15 protein-coding genes and 1 tRNA gene are annotated in these 16,196 nt (G+C 59.3%); 2 read left to right on the plus strand and 14 right to left on the minus strand.

Annotated elements, in window-relative coordinates; translation table 11 throughout:
* Window positions 1–17: 17 nt before the first annotated feature.
* The 7 genes from tssC to QF043_RS18115 form a co-directional block, all read right to left on the minus strand.
* Window positions 18–1,556: a type VI secretion system contractile sheath large subunit gene (gene tssC / locus QF043_RS18085; RefSeq protein WP_307419626.1), complete on the minus strand. Its 1,539-nt coding sequence runs from the start codon at window positions 1,554–1,556 to the stop codon at window positions 18–20.
* Window positions 1,557–1,590: 34 nt separating this feature from the next.
* Window positions 1,591–2,094 (minus strand): type VI secretion system contractile sheath small subunit, encoded by a 504-nt coding sequence (gene tssB / locus QF043_RS18090; RefSeq protein ID WP_307419627.1) that lies wholly within the window; start codon window positions 2,092–2,094, stop codon window positions 1,591–1,593.
* Window positions 2,095–3,242: 1,148 nt separating this feature from the next.
* A tRNA-Gly gene (locus tag QF043_RS18095) sits at window positions 3,243–3,318 on the minus strand.
* 63 nt (window positions 3,319–3,381) lie between these two features.
* The gene (pgsA, locus tag QF043_RS18100; protein ID WP_056858037.1) at window positions 3,382–3,942 is read right to left on the minus strand and encodes a CDP-diacylglycerol--glycerol-3-phosphate 3-phosphatidyltransferase; all 561 of its coding nucleotides are present in this window, start codon (window positions 3,940–3,942) and stop codon (window positions 3,382–3,384) included.
* A 32-nt stretch (window positions 3,943–3,974) separates the two neighbouring features.
* Window positions 3,975–5,798 (minus strand): excinuclease ABC subunit UvrC, encoded by a 1,824-nt coding sequence (uvrC, locus tag QF043_RS18105; protein ID WP_307419629.1) that lies wholly within the window; start codon window positions 5,796–5,798, stop codon window positions 3,975–3,977.
* A 1-nt stretch (window position 5,799) separates the two neighbouring features.
* Window positions 5,800–6,441 carry a UvrY/SirA/GacA family response regulator transcription factor gene (gene uvrY / locus QF043_RS18110; protein ID WP_003190387.1) on the minus strand — a complete coding sequence of 214 codons (642 nt, stop codon included), beginning with the start codon at window positions 6,439–6,441 and terminating at the stop codon, window positions 5,800–5,802.
* 151 nt (window positions 6,442–6,592) lie between these two features.
* Window positions 6,593–6,958: a helix-turn-helix domain-containing protein gene (locus QF043_RS18115; protein ID WP_307419630.1), complete on the minus strand. Its 366-nt coding sequence runs from the start codon at window positions 6,956–6,958 to the stop codon at window positions 6,593–6,595.
* 81 nt (window positions 6,959–7,039) lie between these two features.
* Between QF043_RS18115 and QF043_RS18120 the strand changes: the two genes are divergently transcribed.
* A complete protein-coding gene (locus tag QF043_RS18120; RefSeq protein WP_307419631.1) occupies window positions 7,040–7,279 on the plus strand; it encodes a DNA-binding protein in 240 nt (79 codons plus the stop codon).
* Between the two features lie 35 nt (window positions 7,280–7,314).
* On the opposite strand, the gene QF043_RS18125 is transcribed toward QF043_RS18120, so the two are convergent.
* A complete protein-coding gene (locus tag QF043_RS18125) occupies window positions 7,315–7,761 on the minus strand; it encodes an N-acetyltransferase (RefSeq protein WP_307419633.1) in 447 nt (148 codons plus the stop codon).
* A gap of 1 nt (window position 7,762) precedes the next feature.
* Complete coding sequence (locus QF043_RS18130; RefSeq protein WP_307419634.1) at window positions 7,763–8,512, minus strand: carbon-nitrogen hydrolase family protein; 750 nt, start codon at window positions 8,510–8,512, stop codon at window positions 7,763–7,765.
* Between the two features lie 619 nt (window positions 8,513–9,131).
* Between QF043_RS18130 and QF043_RS18135 the strand changes: the two genes are divergently transcribed.
* Window positions 9,132–10,211, plus strand: coding sequence for a 3-deoxy-7-phosphoheptulonate synthase (locus QF043_RS18135; protein WP_307419635.1), 1,080 nt, complete (start codon window positions 9,132–9,134; stop codon window positions 10,209–10,211).
* A gap of 120 nt (window positions 10,212–10,331) precedes the next feature.
* On the opposite strand, the gene QF043_RS18140 is transcribed toward QF043_RS18135, so the two are convergent.
* The 5 genes from QF043_RS18140 to QF043_RS18160 form a co-directional block, all read right to left on the minus strand.
* On the minus strand, window positions 10,332–11,033 hold the full coding sequence (locus tag QF043_RS18140) for an NAD(P)H-dependent oxidoreductase (protein ID WP_307419636.1): 702 nt from the start codon (window positions 11,031–11,033) through the stop codon (window positions 10,332–10,334).
* 10 nt (window positions 11,034–11,043) lie between these two features.
* A complete protein-coding gene (locus QF043_RS18145) occupies window positions 11,044–12,663 on the minus strand; it encodes an ABC transporter ATP-binding protein (RefSeq protein ID WP_307419637.1) in 1,620 nt (539 codons plus the stop codon).
* A gap of 2 nt (window positions 12,664–12,665) precedes the next feature.
* A complete protein-coding gene (locus tag QF043_RS18150; protein WP_307419638.1) occupies window positions 12,666–13,493 on the minus strand; it encodes an ABC transporter permease in 828 nt (275 codons plus the stop codon).
* A gap of 3 nt (window positions 13,494–13,496) precedes the next feature.
* Entirely contained in the window at window positions 13,497–14,456 is a 960-nt protein-coding gene (locus QF043_RS18155; protein ID WP_307419639.1) for an ABC transporter permease, read from the minus strand.
* A 149-nt stretch (window positions 14,457–14,605) separates the two neighbouring features.
* Complete coding sequence (locus QF043_RS18160; RefSeq protein WP_307419641.1) at window positions 14,606–16,192, minus strand: ABC transporter substrate-binding protein; 1,587 nt, start codon at window positions 16,190–16,192, stop codon at window positions 14,606–14,608.
* Window positions 16,193–16,196 lie beyond the last annotated feature (4 nt).

Here is a 16,196-nt window from a genome sequence, read left to right on the forward strand (position 1 = left end):
GTTTCCCTACGACTGAATCAGGCTTTGGCCTTGGGCATCTGCGAAACAAGCGACAAGTTCACGTCCATACCCTCGACCTGGAAGTGCGGTACGGCGTACAACTTGATACGGAAAAAGCCGGGGTTATCCTCGATATCTTCAACCGTCACCTTCGCATCCCGCAGCGGGTGTGAGGCCTGCAGGTCGTCGCCTGGATCAGTCATTTCGGTCACCAACCCGCCGATCCATTTGTTGAGTTCCAACTCCAACAAACGGCGATCCTTGGTGGTGCCGATGTTTTCGCGCTGAATCACCTTCAAATAATGGGCAATGCGCGACAAGAGGAAGATATAAGGCAAGCGGGCATTGATGCGGCTGTTGGCGGTCGCATCAGCGGTGTCATACAACGCGGGTTTTTGCACAGAATTGGCCGAGAAGAAGCATGCGTAGTCACGGTTCTTGTAGTACGAAAGCGGAATGAAGCCGTGGTTGGCGAATTCGAACTCGCGGGTTTCCGGAATCATCACTTCGGACGGAATCTTGACTTGATTGCCGGTACCCAGATCGTACAAGTGAATCGGCAGGTCAGTGACCGCGCCACCGGACTGAGGTCCACGAATCTGCACACACCAACCATTGGCGATAAAGCTCTTGACCATATTTGCAGCAAAGGAAAAGGCTGCGCTGACCCACAGGTACTTTTCATGGTCAGGCCCTTTAACACTCTCAACATGGTTGAAAATGCGCACTGGAGCAGTGTCCGGCCCGTAAGGCAAACGGCCCAGCACCCGCGGCGTGACCAGCCCGAGATAGCGCGCATCATCGCTGCCGCTCAAACTATGCCACTTGATATACTCGGCACGATCCAGGAAGTTACCGATATCCTTGATAGCGGCAACTTCCTCCATGGATTTCTTACCGAAGAATGCTGGCCCGACGGAACCAATGAACGGCATGTGCGCAGCGGCAGCCACCTTGGAAATATTGCGCAACAGGGTGATGTCCTGCGGCTGGTTATCGAACTCGTAGTTGGAAATGGCTGCGGCAATGGGCTCACCACCTGGCGTGTCATACTCCTGGGTGTACGTATGCGCATAGAAACCGCTCTGGGCAATTTCCGGCGCATCGTCAAAGTCCTGCACCAAGTGATCTTTACTGACGTCCAACAACTCAATCTTCACGTTCTGGCGAAAATCCGTCTGATCAATCAACGACTTTGTGCCACGCCAGATCGACTCAACACGTTGAAAGTCAGGGTGATGCATCACCGCATCCAGTTGGCGACTTATTTGTGCATCCAAGGATGCAATGTGCTCATCCAGTAGCGTCTTATCCAAACGCTCAACCTTTTGCGACGACTCTTTGAGCACTCTCAAGAACACACTGACTGCAGCAGTGACCCGCTCATCGGCAGAAGCCTCCGACAACGCTTCCGTACACTGAAACATGTCAATATCACCCAGCTCTGATACCGGGTTCAAGTTGATCTTACTGAACAGTGAACTGTAGACACCGCAACGTTCTTCAGACAACACAACAGCGTCGCGCGATTGCACGTTAGAGCTTTCAACAGACATGTGATAACTTCCTTATTAAGCGAACCGAGATAGATTAACGATCGTCGCTCGGAGCGAGCGCAGCCAGTTCAGCGCGCAGCTCATCGCTCAATGCGTCATCCTTCAAAATGCTCTCCAACTCGTGACGGAAGGTTGCGTTATCCAGCAGGTTGGACTTGAGATCGCGCAGCAGGTTGCGCATGGCCAACAGGGCACGCAGCTGCGGGATCTGCCGCACTACTTGCTCCGGCTCGAAATCCTTCATGCGCTGAAACTTCAACTCGACAGAGGCTTCTGAATCGTCATTGGCCAGCGTATTCGCCACCGAAAACTTCAGGCCAGGAGAGAACTCAGCCATGACACTGTCGAAGTTATTTTTATTGATGTTGACCTTACTTCTTTCGGACAGCGAGCGTTGTTCCTTGCCGTTGCTGTAATCACCCAGCACCATCAGCTTAAGTGGCAGCTCAACTTTTCTTTGCGCCCCACCCGTGTGCAGATCAAGTTTGATGTTGACCCGTGCTTTAGGCACTTCATTTTGAAAGCTATTTGAAGCCATGACCCACCCCTCCAGATACCTCTTCAACAGCAGTTACTGCTGCAAAGCAAGCAAGACTGGAACCCACATCCTTGACCGGCGCGATACAGACCACCACCCAAAGTACATAAATTCCATTTCATGAGGTCAAAGTGCTACAAAACGTGCACTTAGCTCCTTCATCGCAAGAATGAGGCATCTCAATCAATTTTTACTAGCCCCTGAAGCACGCTCGGGAACTTTCGACAAGCGATTGTCGAGTTTTCCCACAAGCAGTCCAGATTGGCTCTATTCCACATGCCGGCTCAGCAAAGGTGTCGCTGACGGAATGAGACATGGACGTCAAATTGACAGAACCGCTCCCCAATCGCGTATCTTTTTTACCTCTATCGAAAGACCACTCTTACACTTCTACCAACCCCTTCCGACATCCCCTTCCGAAAGACTTCGCAATCGCAAAAAATGACGAGCCTACTTCCACGATTAACGTTATTTATTGAGATGTTCTGGGCAAGAAGCCCACGCCTACATTCATCTCATGAAGAGCCAGGATCATGTCAAACGCCTCATTCTCTCCTCCACTGCGTACAGCCACCGGCACATCCCTGCGACCTCGCCAGCTCAATCGAGAGGAAGAGCGGCTGGTGCACTACTACCGTTCATTGTCGGACAGGGATCGTGAGGCGATGCGCTGCCTTCTGTTTGTGGTCAAGGAAACCAGCCAGATCCTTGCGCGCTAGTCTGCGGGACGCGACGTAGCTACCTGTTTTCCTACAGAATTGAGCTCATTGCCGTGAGCTGGATGGTTCTACAAGTCGTCGCGTTGTGAGCGTGATTATGACCGAGGCCTCAAACGCTCTACCTTGCTAGAGTACCAAGCCCATCTCCGTGGAGAATCCACGTATTCCCATGCCCGCCTTAGCGACTCTCCTAACCCGATTTCCCATCGGCAGCCTGATCATCTCCCACCGTGCCGATACCCTGATCCGACAGGATCTGCTCGACGTGCGCCGACACATAAGTGGCGACTGAGGCAATATGCGCGCAGAACATTGGCGCTGGAACTCGGCGGTTACCCGCTGTCGTCCAAAAAAAAGACGCCGAAGCGTCTATTCCTTAAATCCCAGGCAAAAAAAAGCCACTCGTTAGAGTGGCTTTTTCTTTGTGTTTGGAGCGGGAAACGAGACTCGAACTCGCGACCCCGACCTTGGCAAGGTCGTGCTCTACCAACTGAGCTATTCCCGCGTCTTGGTGGTGTGCATTCTATAGAATCCAGAACCCCCGTCAACCCCTTGATTCAAAAAAGTTTTATTTCTTTTCAACGGTGGTGCGCAGATGCGGCCAGGCAGCGCGCAAATACTGAAGCATGGACCACAACGTGAGGCCGGCGGCGATCAGCAGCAAAGCGTAACCAATCAGCACCCACATCGAGAAGTCCGATGGGTTGGCCAGCAAAATCACCAGCGCAAGCATTTGCGCGGCGGTTTTCCATTTGCCCATGTTGGAGACGGCCACGTGGGCGCGGGCGCCGATTTCGGCCATCCATTCGCGCAGGGCCGAGACGACGATCTCGCGGCCGATGATCACGGCAGCCGGCAGGGTCAGCCACAGGTTGCCATGTTCCTGCACCAGCAGGACCAGGGCCACGGCGACCATCAGCTTGTCGGCCACAGGGTCGAGGAACGCGCCGAATGGCGTACTTTGCTCCAGGCGGCGTGCCAGGTAGCCATCAAGCCAGTCGGTGGCAGCAGCGAAGGCAAACACCGAACTGGAGGCGGCGTAGCTCCATTCGTAGGGCAAATAGAACAACAAAATGAAAATCGGGATAAGCAGGACGCGTAGAACGGTGATCAGATTAGGGATATTCATCGGCACAACTGGCTACGAGGTGAGAAGGCATTCTATTCGCTGTGCAGACTTGCATAAATCAATTCTGCGAGCTTTTTACTGATACCGGGTGCTTTGGCTATTTCGTCAATGCTGGCACGGGATAGCTCTTGCAAGCCACCAAAATGTTTAAGCAGGTCGCGACGGCGGGTCGGGCCAACGCCTGCCACCCCTTCCAACGTTGAGGTTCGCCGGGTTTTGCCACGGCGGGCACGGTGGCCGGTAATGGCAAAGCGGTGAGCTTCGTCGCGAATCTGTTGAATCAGGTGCAGCGCGGGTGAGTCGCCCTTCAAAGTGAACTCATGGGCGGCATCATTCAAGTACAACGTCTCGAAACCGGCCTTGCGCGTGGCGCCCTTGGCCACGCCAAGCAGGATCAGGTCAGGCACCGCCAGCTCGTTGAGCACGTCACGGGCCATGGACAACTGGCCCTTGCCGCCGTCTACCAGCAGGATATCGGGGAGCTTGCCCTCGCCGTCCTTGAGTTTGCTGAAGCGCCGTGTGAGCGCCTGGTGCATGGCAGCGTAGTCATCGCCGGCAGTGACGCCTTCGATGTTGTAGCGCCGGTAATCGGATTTGATCGGTCCTTCCGGCCCGAATACCACGCAGGAAGCCACGGTGGCTTCGCCGCTGGAGTGGCTGATGTCGTAGCACTCCAGGCGCTGGGGCGGTTCATCCAGGTTAAGGACTTCGGCCAGGGCATCGAAACGTGCGGCAACGTGCTGACGATTGGCCAGGCGTGCGCCCAGGGCCTGTTCGGCATTGGTCACGGCCAATTGTTGCCAGCGCGCGCGGGTGCCGCGTACACGGTGACTGATGTCCAGTTCACGGCCGCGCAATCCGTGGATCGCCTCGATGAGCGTGGGGAAGTCCTCATGCACCACGTTGACGATCAGTTCGGACGGCAAGTCGCGCTCGGGGCTACTCACGTAGTACTGGCCAAGGAACGCCGCCATGACTTCGGCCACTTCCTCGTCGATACCGGTCTGCGGGAAGAAATTCTTGCTGCCCAGCACTCGCCCGCCACGCACGCTGATCAGGTGCACGCAGGCGCCGCCGGGGTTGACGAAGGCGGCGATCACGTCGACATCACCGGTGCCACCTTCCATGCTTTGCTGGTCCTGCACGCGGCGCAACAGCGAGATCTGGTCGCGCAGCTCGGCAGCCCGTTCGAAATCCAGGGTGCTGGCGGCCTGCTCCATGGCGCCTGAGAGTTCATCGGTGAGGGCATTGCTGCGCCCTTCGAGGAACATCACCGAATGGCGCACATCTTCGGCGTATTCCGCCGCTTCAACCAAGCCGACACAGGGCGCCTTGCAACGCTTGATCTGGTATTGCAGGCACGGCCGCGTGCGGTTCCTGTAGAAGCTGTCTTCGCACTGGCGCACAAAAAAAGTCTTTTGCAGCAGGCTCAGGCTTTCGCGAATCGCACCGGCGCTCGGGTACGGGCCGAAATACTTGCCCTTGGCCTTCTTCGCGCCTCGGTGAATACTCAGGCGCGGGAAGTCACCGTCGGACAAATACACATAGGGGTAGGATTTGTCGTCACGCAGCAGGATGTTGTAGGGCGGCCGCCATTCCTTGATCAGCGTCTGCTCCAGCAGCAGCGCCTCGGTTTCATTGGCGGTGATGGTGGTTTCAACCTGGGCGATACGCGCCACCAGCGCGGCGGTTTTCGGCGCCAGCCCGGTCTTGCGAAAGTAGCTCGCCAGGCGGTTCTTCAGGTTCTTGGCTTTGCCCACGTAAAGCAGGCGTGCCTCGCTGTCGAACATGCGGTACACGCCAGGGCGGCCACTGCAGGTTGAGAGAAAGGCACTCGGATCAAACGGTGTGGTCATGTCAGGCGCTGGCGTCCACCATGCCGTGGCGTACCGCGAGCAGGGTCAATTCAACATCACTGCTGATGGCGAGCTTCTCGAAAATACGATAGCGGTAGGTGTTGACGGTTTTAGGCGAGAGGCACAGCTTGTCGGAGATTGTCTGGACTTTCTGGCAGCCGACAATCATCAAGGCGATCTGGATTTCCCGCTCCGACAACGCATCAAACGGCGAGTCGCTGGTCGGTTGGAACGATTTGATCGCCAACTGCTGGGCAATCTGCGGGCTGATATAGCGCTGGCCGGCAAATACCAGGCGTATGGCTTGCACCATCTCGGCCAGGCCTGCGCCCTTGGTCAGGTAGCCGGCGGCTCCCGCTTGCAGAAGCCGGGTAGGAAACGGATCTTCCTCGCACACAGTGACCACCACGACCTTGATGTCCGGATGGCTGCGCAGCAATTTGGTCGTGGCGCCAAGACCGCCAATCCCGGGCATCTTGACGTCCATCAATACCACATCGGGTTTCAACTCCCGGGCCTTGATCAGGGATTCCTCCCCCGATTCGGCCTGGCCGACTACTTGCAGGCCATCGATGTCAGCCAGCATTCGTGTAATGCCCGTACGAACGAGATCATGGTCATCGACTACTAGCACCCTAATCAAGCAGACACCTCGCGATATGGTCTTATAGGTTGCTGAACACCTTAGCAAAAAACCAAGGCGCAGACCTAGCTGCAAGCGTCATATATATAGAGTTTCAACGCGATAAGGCTGCCCATCGGATGACGAGCAGCGCTGTTTCCTGGGTAAAAGGTCAGGAATCCTGGGGTTGCGGTTTGATTTTCCCATTCAACGCGACTGAATGTTCGGCCAGGGTGGAGGTCAGGCGGCGGATTGCATCCTGGTCTTCCTTGAACATGGCGCGATAATCGACCAACACCTTCTCTTCGATCTGGCTGAGGTTTTCCAATTGAATCGGCGTGGCATTGCCGGTCAGGACATACAAGATGTCCACGCCTTTTTCGGCTACCCGTGACAGGTAGTCGGCTTTGGGCGCCCGCCCTCCATTTTCATATTTGCCCTGGGCATTGGCCTCAACCCCTCCAATTTCACCAAACACTTTTTGCGACAGGCCAAGTCGCTCTCTTTCTTGCCTTAAACGCGAACCGATTCCACTCATTTGGATGTATCATCCTATCTGGCACACCCCAAGAGGTGACACACTCATCTCGTTTTACACAAACTTGAACGGTTTTGAACTATGCCCGGAATCCGTACTGCCGCACAAGCCAAGGCTTGGCTGGAACATCAAGGAAAGTCAGTTCAAGCGTTCGCACGTGAACATGGCGTTGATCCGGCCACCACGTATCAAGTGCTCGCTGGGCGTAAAAAGGGACGGCGTGGGGAAGCCCATAAAGTAGCGGTCCTGCTGGGCATGAAAGAAGGGATTATCGTGGATGAGCCCGTGGCTCAACACCGCGATCCAAGCAGCGTGTCCTGAGCGCAGTATGCGCTTATTCCTACGCTGTGCTTGATTTAGTCCACAGCGCCAGCCTGACACTCGCGCTCCATGCGCCAAAAGCAATCCTCCTCCCCGACAATGCTCAAACCCTGGCGCTGATACAGGCGCTTCGCCGGATTGGTCTTGAACACGGTCAAGCGTAAAAGGCCCAAGCCCTGCGCGTGCGCCTTGAGTACCATCTGCTGCAACACCCAACTGCCCGCGCCCTGTTTACGACAGCGCTCAAGCAGGTGCAATTCGCGAATATAAAGCGCCCGGTTGTCACGGCTGACGCTGATAAACCCCATTACGGCTTCACCCTGGCAAATCAGCCAGTTTTCACGCGAAGCCCAGGCGACATCAAAGCCATGGTCAGACCACAACAAATCGTACTGCAGGTAGTAGCGATTCATGGCTTCATGGGTCAGCGTTCGCGCGAATGGCAGGTCACGGTCCGTCGCCGCGCGCAGGTGAAAAACCATTTCAGAGGGCTACGACTTGGCCAGTCCAGTGCTGGCCGTCGCGACGCCCAATCACCAGGGCCTCGCCAATGCCCGGTGCGCCGGCAAGCAGGCGCCCATCCGCAGTCCAGATAGCGCTGCGCCCTGCACAGGTATAGCCGCCGGACGGACCACCATGGTTGGCCATCAGGACCAGCATGCGATGCTCGGCGGCATACCCCTGAAGCAGCGCGCTGTCGGTTGCGTACCCACCTTCGCCGATCAACACACCGGCGGCGTACACCGTAGCACCGGCCTCTGCTGCCAGACGCGGATGGCTGGCGTGGGAAAAATCCGCACAGACCGCCAGTGCAATCCGATCATCCGCCCATTCGAGTGCTGCGCCGCCCTGCCCTGCGACAAACGCCACCTCTTCGCCCGGGTGCAGATGTTGCTTGGTGTAAACCGCCAGCGAACCGTCCGCGCCCAGCACCAGGGCTGCGACAAACACACCCGTCGCAGGTGCCAGACGAATCGGCATGCCCACCACTGCGGTCATTCGCAGTTCCTGCGCCATCTCGCGCAGCGGTGCCAGCAACGCGTCCTCGGGAGCAATCGCCAGTTGGGCTGCCAGGGCCGGCTCATAGCCGGTCAACGACAGTTCCGGAAACACCAGCAATTGCACGCCCTGCTCCGCCGCTGCCTGCATAAACGCCAAATGCCGCTGGAGGTTGGTCGGCACGTCGCCGGCGATGGAGGTGGTTTGAGCAGCGGCGAGGGTCAAGGCAGTCATGGTCGCGTCCTGGCAATCATTATTAACGTGTGAACAGCATATCGGTACTCACCCCATAGCCGTAAGTAGGTCACGCGATAGAAATTACTGATTGAACCCACACGCGTGCCTCTAGTAAGCTCCCCCCATCATTTGGAGACACACCATGTTGCAACTCACCCACACTCAGGTTTGCCCTGCTGCCAGCGCCCCGCGCTCGGTGTCGGCTACCCGTGTGAGCGGTTTGAGCGCACTGGTCAGCTTTTATTTTGGGTATTGGTTTAGCCACTGGCGCGCCTGATACCTGAAATCGGCGCCCACTACTCAAGGGGTCGCCTACCAGAGAAATCTAACCCCCGGTCGGCTCCCCGACCGGGGGTTTTGTTTTTTCAGGCCCCAATAATTCTGCTTCACACCGAACACTAAAAGGACTCACGACATGAACTACGCCACCTATTACCGTTACGACACTTCGACTGCATGGCGATTTAGCAAGCTCCGTTCGGGACAGCCTGCCGCCTCCGATCGGTCACCTATTGGTGGCAAGCCAGCACACGTAGCCAATACGGCCAATTGTCGAACACCCCAGTAGGGCAGAGCGTGCGGGAACAGCCCGCCGCTTGCCCAGGAAGCCTTGAATATGAACTCTGCCACCGCCGCCTTGCCTGTTGCCAACCTGTCCAGCGCCAATGAAGCCCTGACCCAGCGCCTGCCCAGCGCGCTTGAACTCAAGCACCAATTGCCTCTGAGCCCGTTCCTGAATGAACAGATCCACGCCCATCGCCAAGCCGTGCGCGCCATCCTCAATGGCCAAGACTCGCGTTTGCTGGTGATTGTCGGCCCGTGCTCGATCCACGACCCCGAATCAGCCATGGAATACGCGCGCAACTTGAAGAAGCTCGCGCTGGAAGTCAGCGACCAGATGCTGCTGGTAATCCGCGCCTACGTCGAAAAACCGCGCACCACCATCGGCTGGAAAGGCCTGGCCTACGACCCGCACCTGGATGGCAGCGACGACATGGCCGCCGGCCTCACGCTGTCGCGCGAACTGATGCGCGAGATGCTGCGCCTGGGCTTGCCGGTCGCCACCGAACTGCTACAACCCATGGCCGCCGGCTACTTCGATGACCTGCTCAGCTGGGTCGCCATCGGCGCACGCACCACCGAATCGCAGATCCACCGCGAAATGGCCAGCGGCCTGGGCATGCCGGTCGGCTTCAAAAATGGCACCGACGGCGGCGTCGCGATTGCCTGTGATGCGATGCGCTCAGCGTCCCACCCGCACCGTCACTTCGGGGTGGACAGCCAGGGCCATCCGGCGATCATCCAGACACCGGGCAACCCCGACACGCACCTGGTATTGCGCGGCGGTCACCGTGGGCCGAACTACGATGCGCAAAGCGTGGCGCAGGTGAAGCACGACCTGGCCAAGTCCAAGGTCGCGGCGCGCATCATGGTCGATTGCAGCCACGCCAACAGCGGCAAAGACCCGCTGCGTCAGCCGGCAGTGTTCAACGACGTGCTGCAACAGCGCCTGCAAGGCGATACGTCGCTGATCGGCATGATGCTCGAAAGCCATCTGTTCGAAGGCTGCCAACCGTTGAGTGCGTCGATGAAGTACGGGGTATCGGTGACCGATGGTTGCCTGGGGTGGAGCGGGACCGAGCAATTGCTGCGCAGTGCGGCTGAGCGGTTGCGGGCACAGCACAAACCCAACTGATCCACGCAGATCAAAATGTGGGAGCTGGCTTGCCTGCGATAGCATCAACTCGGTGTACCTGACACACCGAGGTGTCTGCATCGCAGGCAAGCCAGCTCCCACATTTGAATATCGTTGCGTTCAGAACAGTGGATACAACGCCTCATCAAACTGCGCCAGCTTCGGAAATACCAAGGGCTGCTCATCCGCCAGCCCTTGCAGCCGCTGTTCATATCCCAGCAGAAAATTTTGCCGCGCCTCGGCACTGATATACGGCACATGCCACGCCACAAACGGCGACAGTACGTCATACCCGACATACGCCAAGGTGCCGCGCAGAATCGGGCGCAGCATCTCCTCCAACGGCCCGTGAATGGCACCCTCACCAAACATATGCTCGCGCCCGCCCAAGGTCACGGTGACCAGCGCGCGCTTGCCCGCCAGCCCGCCCTGATCGTAAAAACGCTTGCCGCCGTAACACACGCCGGACACCAGCACCCGGTCGATCCAGCCCTTGAGCATGGCCGGTGCCGAGAACCAGAAGATCGGGAAGTTGAGGATCAGCAGGTCGGCCCACAGCAGCTTGTCCAGTTCACCCTGGATGTCCGCCGCAATCGACTGATTTTTCACGCCCAGGCGCTGCTCCAGGGCATACACCAGATAATCCGGATTCTCCCGCGTGGAAAAGTCAGCGGCCGATGCCACCGGGTTCCACTGCATGGCGTACAGGTCGCTGACCTGCACTTCGTGGCCCTGGCTTTGCAACGTGCTGAGCGCCTGATCGCGCAGCGCCGCGGTAAACGACTGCGGCTCAGGGTGAGCGTGAACAATCAACACCTTCATGTGCATTCCCTCAAACAGTGGACGCCGCCCGTTGGGCCAGCAAATGGTCGAGCCAGTCCGGATCCATTTCCGGTTCCGATGAAAACAACAGGTCGGTGTAGGCCTGGTACGGCGGGGTAAAAATCGCGCGGCGGCTGCCGTGGTCGACCACCCTGCCCCGCTGCATCACCAGCACCTCGTCGGCAATCGCCCGCACGGTGGCCACGTCGTGAGTGATAAACAGGTAGGCCACGCCCAACTGCTGCTGGATTCGGTTGAGCAGTTTCAGCACGCCCTCGGCCACCAGTTGATCAAGGGCCGAGGTGACTTCATCGCAGATGATCAGTTGCGGCTCCGCCGCCAAGGCGCGGGCGATACAGATACGCTGCTTTTGCCCGCCCGATAATTCACGGGGCTGACGCTGCATGAACACCGCCGGGTCCAGTTCAATCATCTCCAGCAGCTCGGCGACCCGCGCGCGCATCGCCTTGCCCTTGAGGCCCAGGTAAAACGTGAGCGGCCGGCCGATGATATCGACGATGCGCTGGCGCGGGTTCAGCGCGGTGTCGGGGATCTGGTAGATCATCTGGATGCGCCGCAATTGCTCTTTGCTGCGCCGCCGAAAGTCCAGCGGCAGCGGCTCGCCGTCATACAGCACCTGCCCCGCCGTCGCCGGCAGCAGCCCGGTAATCAAGCGCGCGCTGGAGCTTTTACCGCTGCCGGACTCGCCGATCACCGCCAGGGTCTGGCCGCGATACAGCGTCATCGACACCTCATGCAGCACCGGCTGCTGCCCATAGCTGGCGCTGGCCTGACGCACCTCCAGCAACGGCACCTGCGCCACCGGGCACGCCTTGGGCTCGGTGCGAAAGCTGCGCACCGCCCACAGCGATTTGGTGTAGTCCTGCTGCGGCTGGCTGAGCATGCTGCGGGTGTCGGCCTCCTCCACCCGCTTGCCGTGGCGCAGTACCATGATGCGGTCGGCCATCTGCGCGACCACAGCGAGATCGTGGCTGATATACAACGCGGCGCTGCCGAAGGTCTTCACCGCGTCGCGGATCGCCGCCAGCACGTCGATCTGGGTGGTGACGTCAAGGGCGGTGGTGGGTTCGTCGAAGATGATCAAATCCGGATGACAAGCCATGGCCATGGCCGTCATCACCCGCTGTAACTGCCCGCCCGAGACTTGATGCGGGTAGCGTTGGCCAATGGTCTCCGGGCTGGGCAAACGCAGCACGCGGTACAGCTCTACCGCTTCGCGCTCAGCCTGGGCGCGACTGATGCCGCCGTTGATCACCGCCGTTTCCACATGCTGGTCGATCAGGCGATGCGCCGGGTTGAACGAAGCCGCCGCGCTTTGCGCCACATACGCGATGCGCAGGCCGCGCAGCTTGCGCAAGACTTCTGGCTTAGCCTGCAGCAACTCGATGCCATCAAAACACACCGAACCGCCGATGATGCGGCAGCCGTCGCGCGCATAGCCCATCGCCGCCAGCCCGAGGGTGGATTTACCCGCCCCGGACTCACCGATCAGCCCCAGCACTTCACCGCGCTGCAAGGTCAAATCAATGCCCTTGATCAACGGGTGCCAGGCATCCTCGTAATGCCCTTGCACCTGCAGGTTGCGGATTTCCAGCAATGGCCTGTCCATCCTCAACCCTCCTTCAGGCCGCTGGATTTATGCAGCATCCAGTCGACGACAAAATTCACACTGACGGTGATCAACGCCACCGCCAACGCCGGCAGCAAGGGGCTGATGTCGCCGAAGGTGATCAGCACCGCGTTGTCGCGCACCATGCTGCCCCAGTCGGCGGTGGGCGGTTGAATGCCCAGGCCGAGGAACGACAGCGCGCTGATAAACAGGAACACAAAACAAAAACGCAGGCCGAATTCGGCAATCAGCGGCGCCGCGGCATTGGGCAGCACTTCGCGGGTGACCAGCCACCACAAGCCTTCACCGCGCAGCCGCGCGGCTTCGACAAAATCCTGCACCACCACGGTCATGGCCACCGCGCGGGACAAGCGAAACACCCGCGTCGAATCCAGCAGCGCAATCACCAGCACCAACGAGGTGGCGTTGGTGCCGACCACGCTGAGAATCAACAAGGCAAAAATCAGCTGCGGGATCGCCATGAGGATATCCACCACCCGCGATAACCCCTGGTCGACCCAGCCGCCCTTGATCGCCGCGACCAAACCGCTCAAGCCACCGAGCAGAAACGCCAGCGTCGTTGTCAGGAAGGCAATGCCCAGGGTATTGCGCGCGCCGTACACCAGACGGCTGAACATATCGCGCCCCAGGTTATCGGTGCCCAGCAAAAACTGGCCGCTCCAGGGCGCGAAGCCTTCGCCCACCACCTGGGTTTCGCCATAGGGCGCCAGCAGCGGCGCCAACACCGCCACCGCGACGTACAACAGGATAATCAGCAGGCCGAACTTGGCGCTCAACGGCGCCCGGGCCACTTGGCTCAACAGGCTCATGGCTTACCCCTTGGGATGCATCAGGCGTGGGTTGCTGGCGATGGACAGCACATCCGCCCCGGTATTGAGCAGGATGTAAGTGGCGGCAAAGATCAGGCTGCACGCCTGCACCACCGGGATGTCACGTTTGGACACCGAGTCCACCAGCAGCTGGCCGAGACCTGGATAGACAAACACCACCTCGACCACCACCACACCCACCACCAGATACGCCAGGTTCAGCGCCACCACATTGACGATCGGCGCCAGCGCATTGGGCAGCGCGTGCTTCCAGATAATCCGCGCTTGGCTGATGCCTTTAAGCCGGGCCATCTCGATATACGGGCTGGCCAACAGGTTGATCAAGGAGGCGCGGGTCATGCGCATCATCTGCGCGATCACCACCAGACTCAGGGTGGCCACTGGCAGCACCGAGCGCTCCAGAAGCGTGCCGAACGTGGCATCCGGCGCCAGGTTGGACAGGCTGGGAAACCAGCCCAGCTTCACCGAAAACACCAGGATCAGCAGGTACGCGACAAAGAACTCTGGAAACGACACCGCGCTCAACGCCGTGGTGTTGAGCAGGCGATCGAACCAGCTGTTGCGGTACAACGCCGCCAGCATGCCCAGCACCAGTGCGGTGGGCACCGACACCAACGCCGCCAGGGCGGCCAGGCTCAAGGTGTTGCCCAGCCGCGCACCGATCAGCTCGGCGATGGGCCGCTGGTTGGCCAGTGACGCGCCCAGATCACCCTGCAACAGGCGCAACAGCCAGTGCGCAAAGCGCGTCAGCGGCGGCAGATCCAGGCCCAACTGCGCGCGAAACGCGGCGATGGTTTCCGGCGTGGCCGACTGGCCGAGCATGGCCTGGGCGATATCGCCGGGCAGCAGGCCGACGGCGAGGAAGATGATCACCGAGACGGCGAACAAAGACAGTACGCCGAGGGCCAATCTCTGGAGGACCAGTTTCAACAGACTATTCATGTGGGTGTTGACTCCTAAGCCACCACAAATCCAGTGTGGGAGCTGGCTTGCCTGCGATAGCGGTACATCAGCGATAGATTTTTAGCCTGACACACCGCCATCGCAGGCAAGCCAGCTCCCACATTGAGTCTTCATTGTTTGGAGGGTTTCTATGCCTGCCACCACCGCTCAATCAACCGCAGCCCATCCAGTTCGCCATAGGGCGCCGTCAGCGGCCCGTGCCTCACGCGGTTCGAACGCGCCGCCACGGAGCTGGCGAACAGCGGCACAATCGCGCCGCCGTCATCGCGGCACAGGGCCTGCATTTCGTTGTACATCTCTTGGCGCAGCGGTGCGTTCATCTCGCCACGGGCGGCGGTGAGCAGTTGGTTGAAGCGTGGGTTGTCCCAGTGGGTTTCGTTCCAGGCTGCACCTTTGGCATAGCCGATACTGAACATGCGGTCGGCGGTCAGGCTGCTGTACCAGAAAGAGGTGGTGAACGGCTGCTTCATCCACACATTGGAGAAGAACCCGTCAGCCGGTTCGCGCACCACGTCGATGTCGATACCGGCCTGGCGCGCCTGCTCCTTGAACAGCACCGAGGCGTCCACCGCGCCGGTGTAGGCGGCATCGGAGGCTTGCAGGCGGACCTTGAGGGACTCCACACCGGCTTTGCGCAGGTAAAAGCGTGACTTGTCCGGGTCGTAAGCGCGCTGCTCCAGGGCGGCGTTGATAAAGCGGCTGCCGGGCTGAATCGGATGGTCATTGCCCACCAGGCCGTAGCCGTGCAATACCGAAGCCAGCAAGGTTTCGCGGTTGATCGCGTGCTTCATCGCCAGGCGGATGTCGTTGTTCTTGAATGCGTTGCTGTCGCACAGCATCGGGAAGGTGTAGTGCTGGGCGCCCTTGGTTTCCTCGATCACAAGGCTCGGGTTGCGCTTGAGCAAGGCCACGGTTTTCAGGTCGACCTTGTTGATCACATCCACTTGCCCGGTCACCAGCGCATTGACCCGCGCCGCGCCGTCGGCGATGGCCAGCAACTCGGCGCTGGCGAAGTGTGCACGGCCGGTTTTCCAGTAATCGGGGTTGCGTTCCAGGTCCATGCGCACGCCGGGTTCAAAGCTTTTCAGGCGGTAACCGCTGGTGCCCACGCCGACCTGCCAATCGGCGGCACCTTCCTTGGCGGGCATGATCACCAAGTGGTAATCGGCAACGACATAAGCAAAGTCGGCATTGCCGGAATGCAGCTCGAACACCACCGTATCATTGCCCTTGGCGCTGACACTGGCGACGTCGCCGAGCACGGTCTTGGCCGCCGAGGTGGAGTCTTTGCTCAGGTGGTGATTGATCGACGCCACCACGTCCTCGGCGCTGAGGTTCTTGCCGTTGTGGAAGGTCACGCCCTGGCGCAGGTGGAAGGTCCACACACGGGCATCCGGGGTGGACTCAAAGCGTTCGGCCAGTTCAGGGATCGCGGTGCCGTCGACGGCGATTTCAGTCAACGTGTTGTACACCGCCGAGAAGCCGACGAAGGTGAAGGTGTCGACCCAGGAGCCGGGGTCGCGGGAATCGGTGGTGCTGCCGCCGGCCAGGCCCAGGCGCAGCACGCCGCCGGCCTTGGGTGTCGCCTCTTCGGCAAACGCGTGCAGCGGCAGGCCCATGGAAAACGCCGCTGCCACCGCACCTGCCACGGCGCTGTGTTTGAGGAAGTCCCGTCGGTGCATCGCTTGAGTCATTTTGTTGTTGTTTTCGCTCATGGTC

This window comes from Pseudomonas sp. W3I7 (assembly GCF_030816095.1).
Classification (GTDB): domain Bacteria; phylum Pseudomonadota; class Gammaproteobacteria; order Pseudomonadales; family Pseudomonadaceae; genus Aquipseudomonas; species Aquipseudomonas salomonii.

Coding starts and splice junctions, on each gene's coding strand:
- QF043_RS18120 (WP_307419631.1), top strand. CDS start 7,040: ATGCCCGGAATCCGTACTGCCGCACAAGCCAAGGCTTGGCTGGAACAT.
- tssB (WP_307419627.1), bottom strand. CDS start 2,094: ATGGCTTCAAATAGCTTTCAAAATGAAGTGCCTAAAGCACGGGTCAAC.
- QF043_RS18140 (WP_307419636.1), bottom strand. CDS start 11,033: ATGAAGGTGTTGATTGTTCACGCTCACCCTGAGCCGCAGTCGTTTACC.
- QF043_RS18150 (WP_307419638.1), bottom strand. CDS start 13,493: ATGAGCCTGTTGAGCCAAGTGGCCCGGGCGCCGTTGAGCGCCAAGTTC.
- QF043_RS18145 (WP_307419637.1), bottom strand. CDS start 12,663: ATGGACAGGCCATTGCTGGAAATCCGCAACCTGCAGGTGCAAGGGCAT.
- uvrC (WP_307419629.1), bottom strand. CDS start 5,798: ATGACCACACCGTTTGATCCGAGTGCCTTTCTCTCAACCTGCAGTGGC.
- pgsA (WP_056858037.1), bottom strand. CDS start 3,942: ATGAATATCCCTAATCTGATCACCGTTCTACGCGTCCTGCTTATCCCG.
- QF043_RS18115 (WP_307419630.1), bottom strand. CDS start 6,958: ATGAGTGGAATCGGTTCGCGTTTAAGGCAAGAAAGAGAGCGACTTGGC.
- QF043_RS18160 (WP_307419641.1), bottom strand. CDS start 16,192: ATGAGCGAAAACAACAACAAAATGACTCAAGCGATGCACCGACGGGAC.
- QF043_RS18135 (WP_307419635.1), top strand. CDS start 9,132: ATGAACTCTGCCACCGCCGCCTTGCCTGTTGCCAACCTGTCCAGCGCC.
- QF043_RS18130 (WP_307419634.1), bottom strand. CDS start 8,512: ATGACTGCCTTGACCCTCGCCGCTGCTCAAACCACCTCCATCGCCGGC.
- QF043_RS18155 (WP_307419639.1), bottom strand. CDS start 14,456: ATGAATAGTCTGTTGAAACTGGTCCTCCAGAGATTGGCCCTCGGCGTA.
- QF043_RS18125 (WP_307419633.1), bottom strand. CDS start 7,761: ATGGTTTTTCACCTGCGCGCGGCGACGGACCGTGACCTGCCATTCGCG.
- tssC (WP_307419626.1), bottom strand. CDS start 1,556: ATGTCTGTTGAAAGCTCTAACGTGCAATCGCGCGACGCTGTTGTGTTG.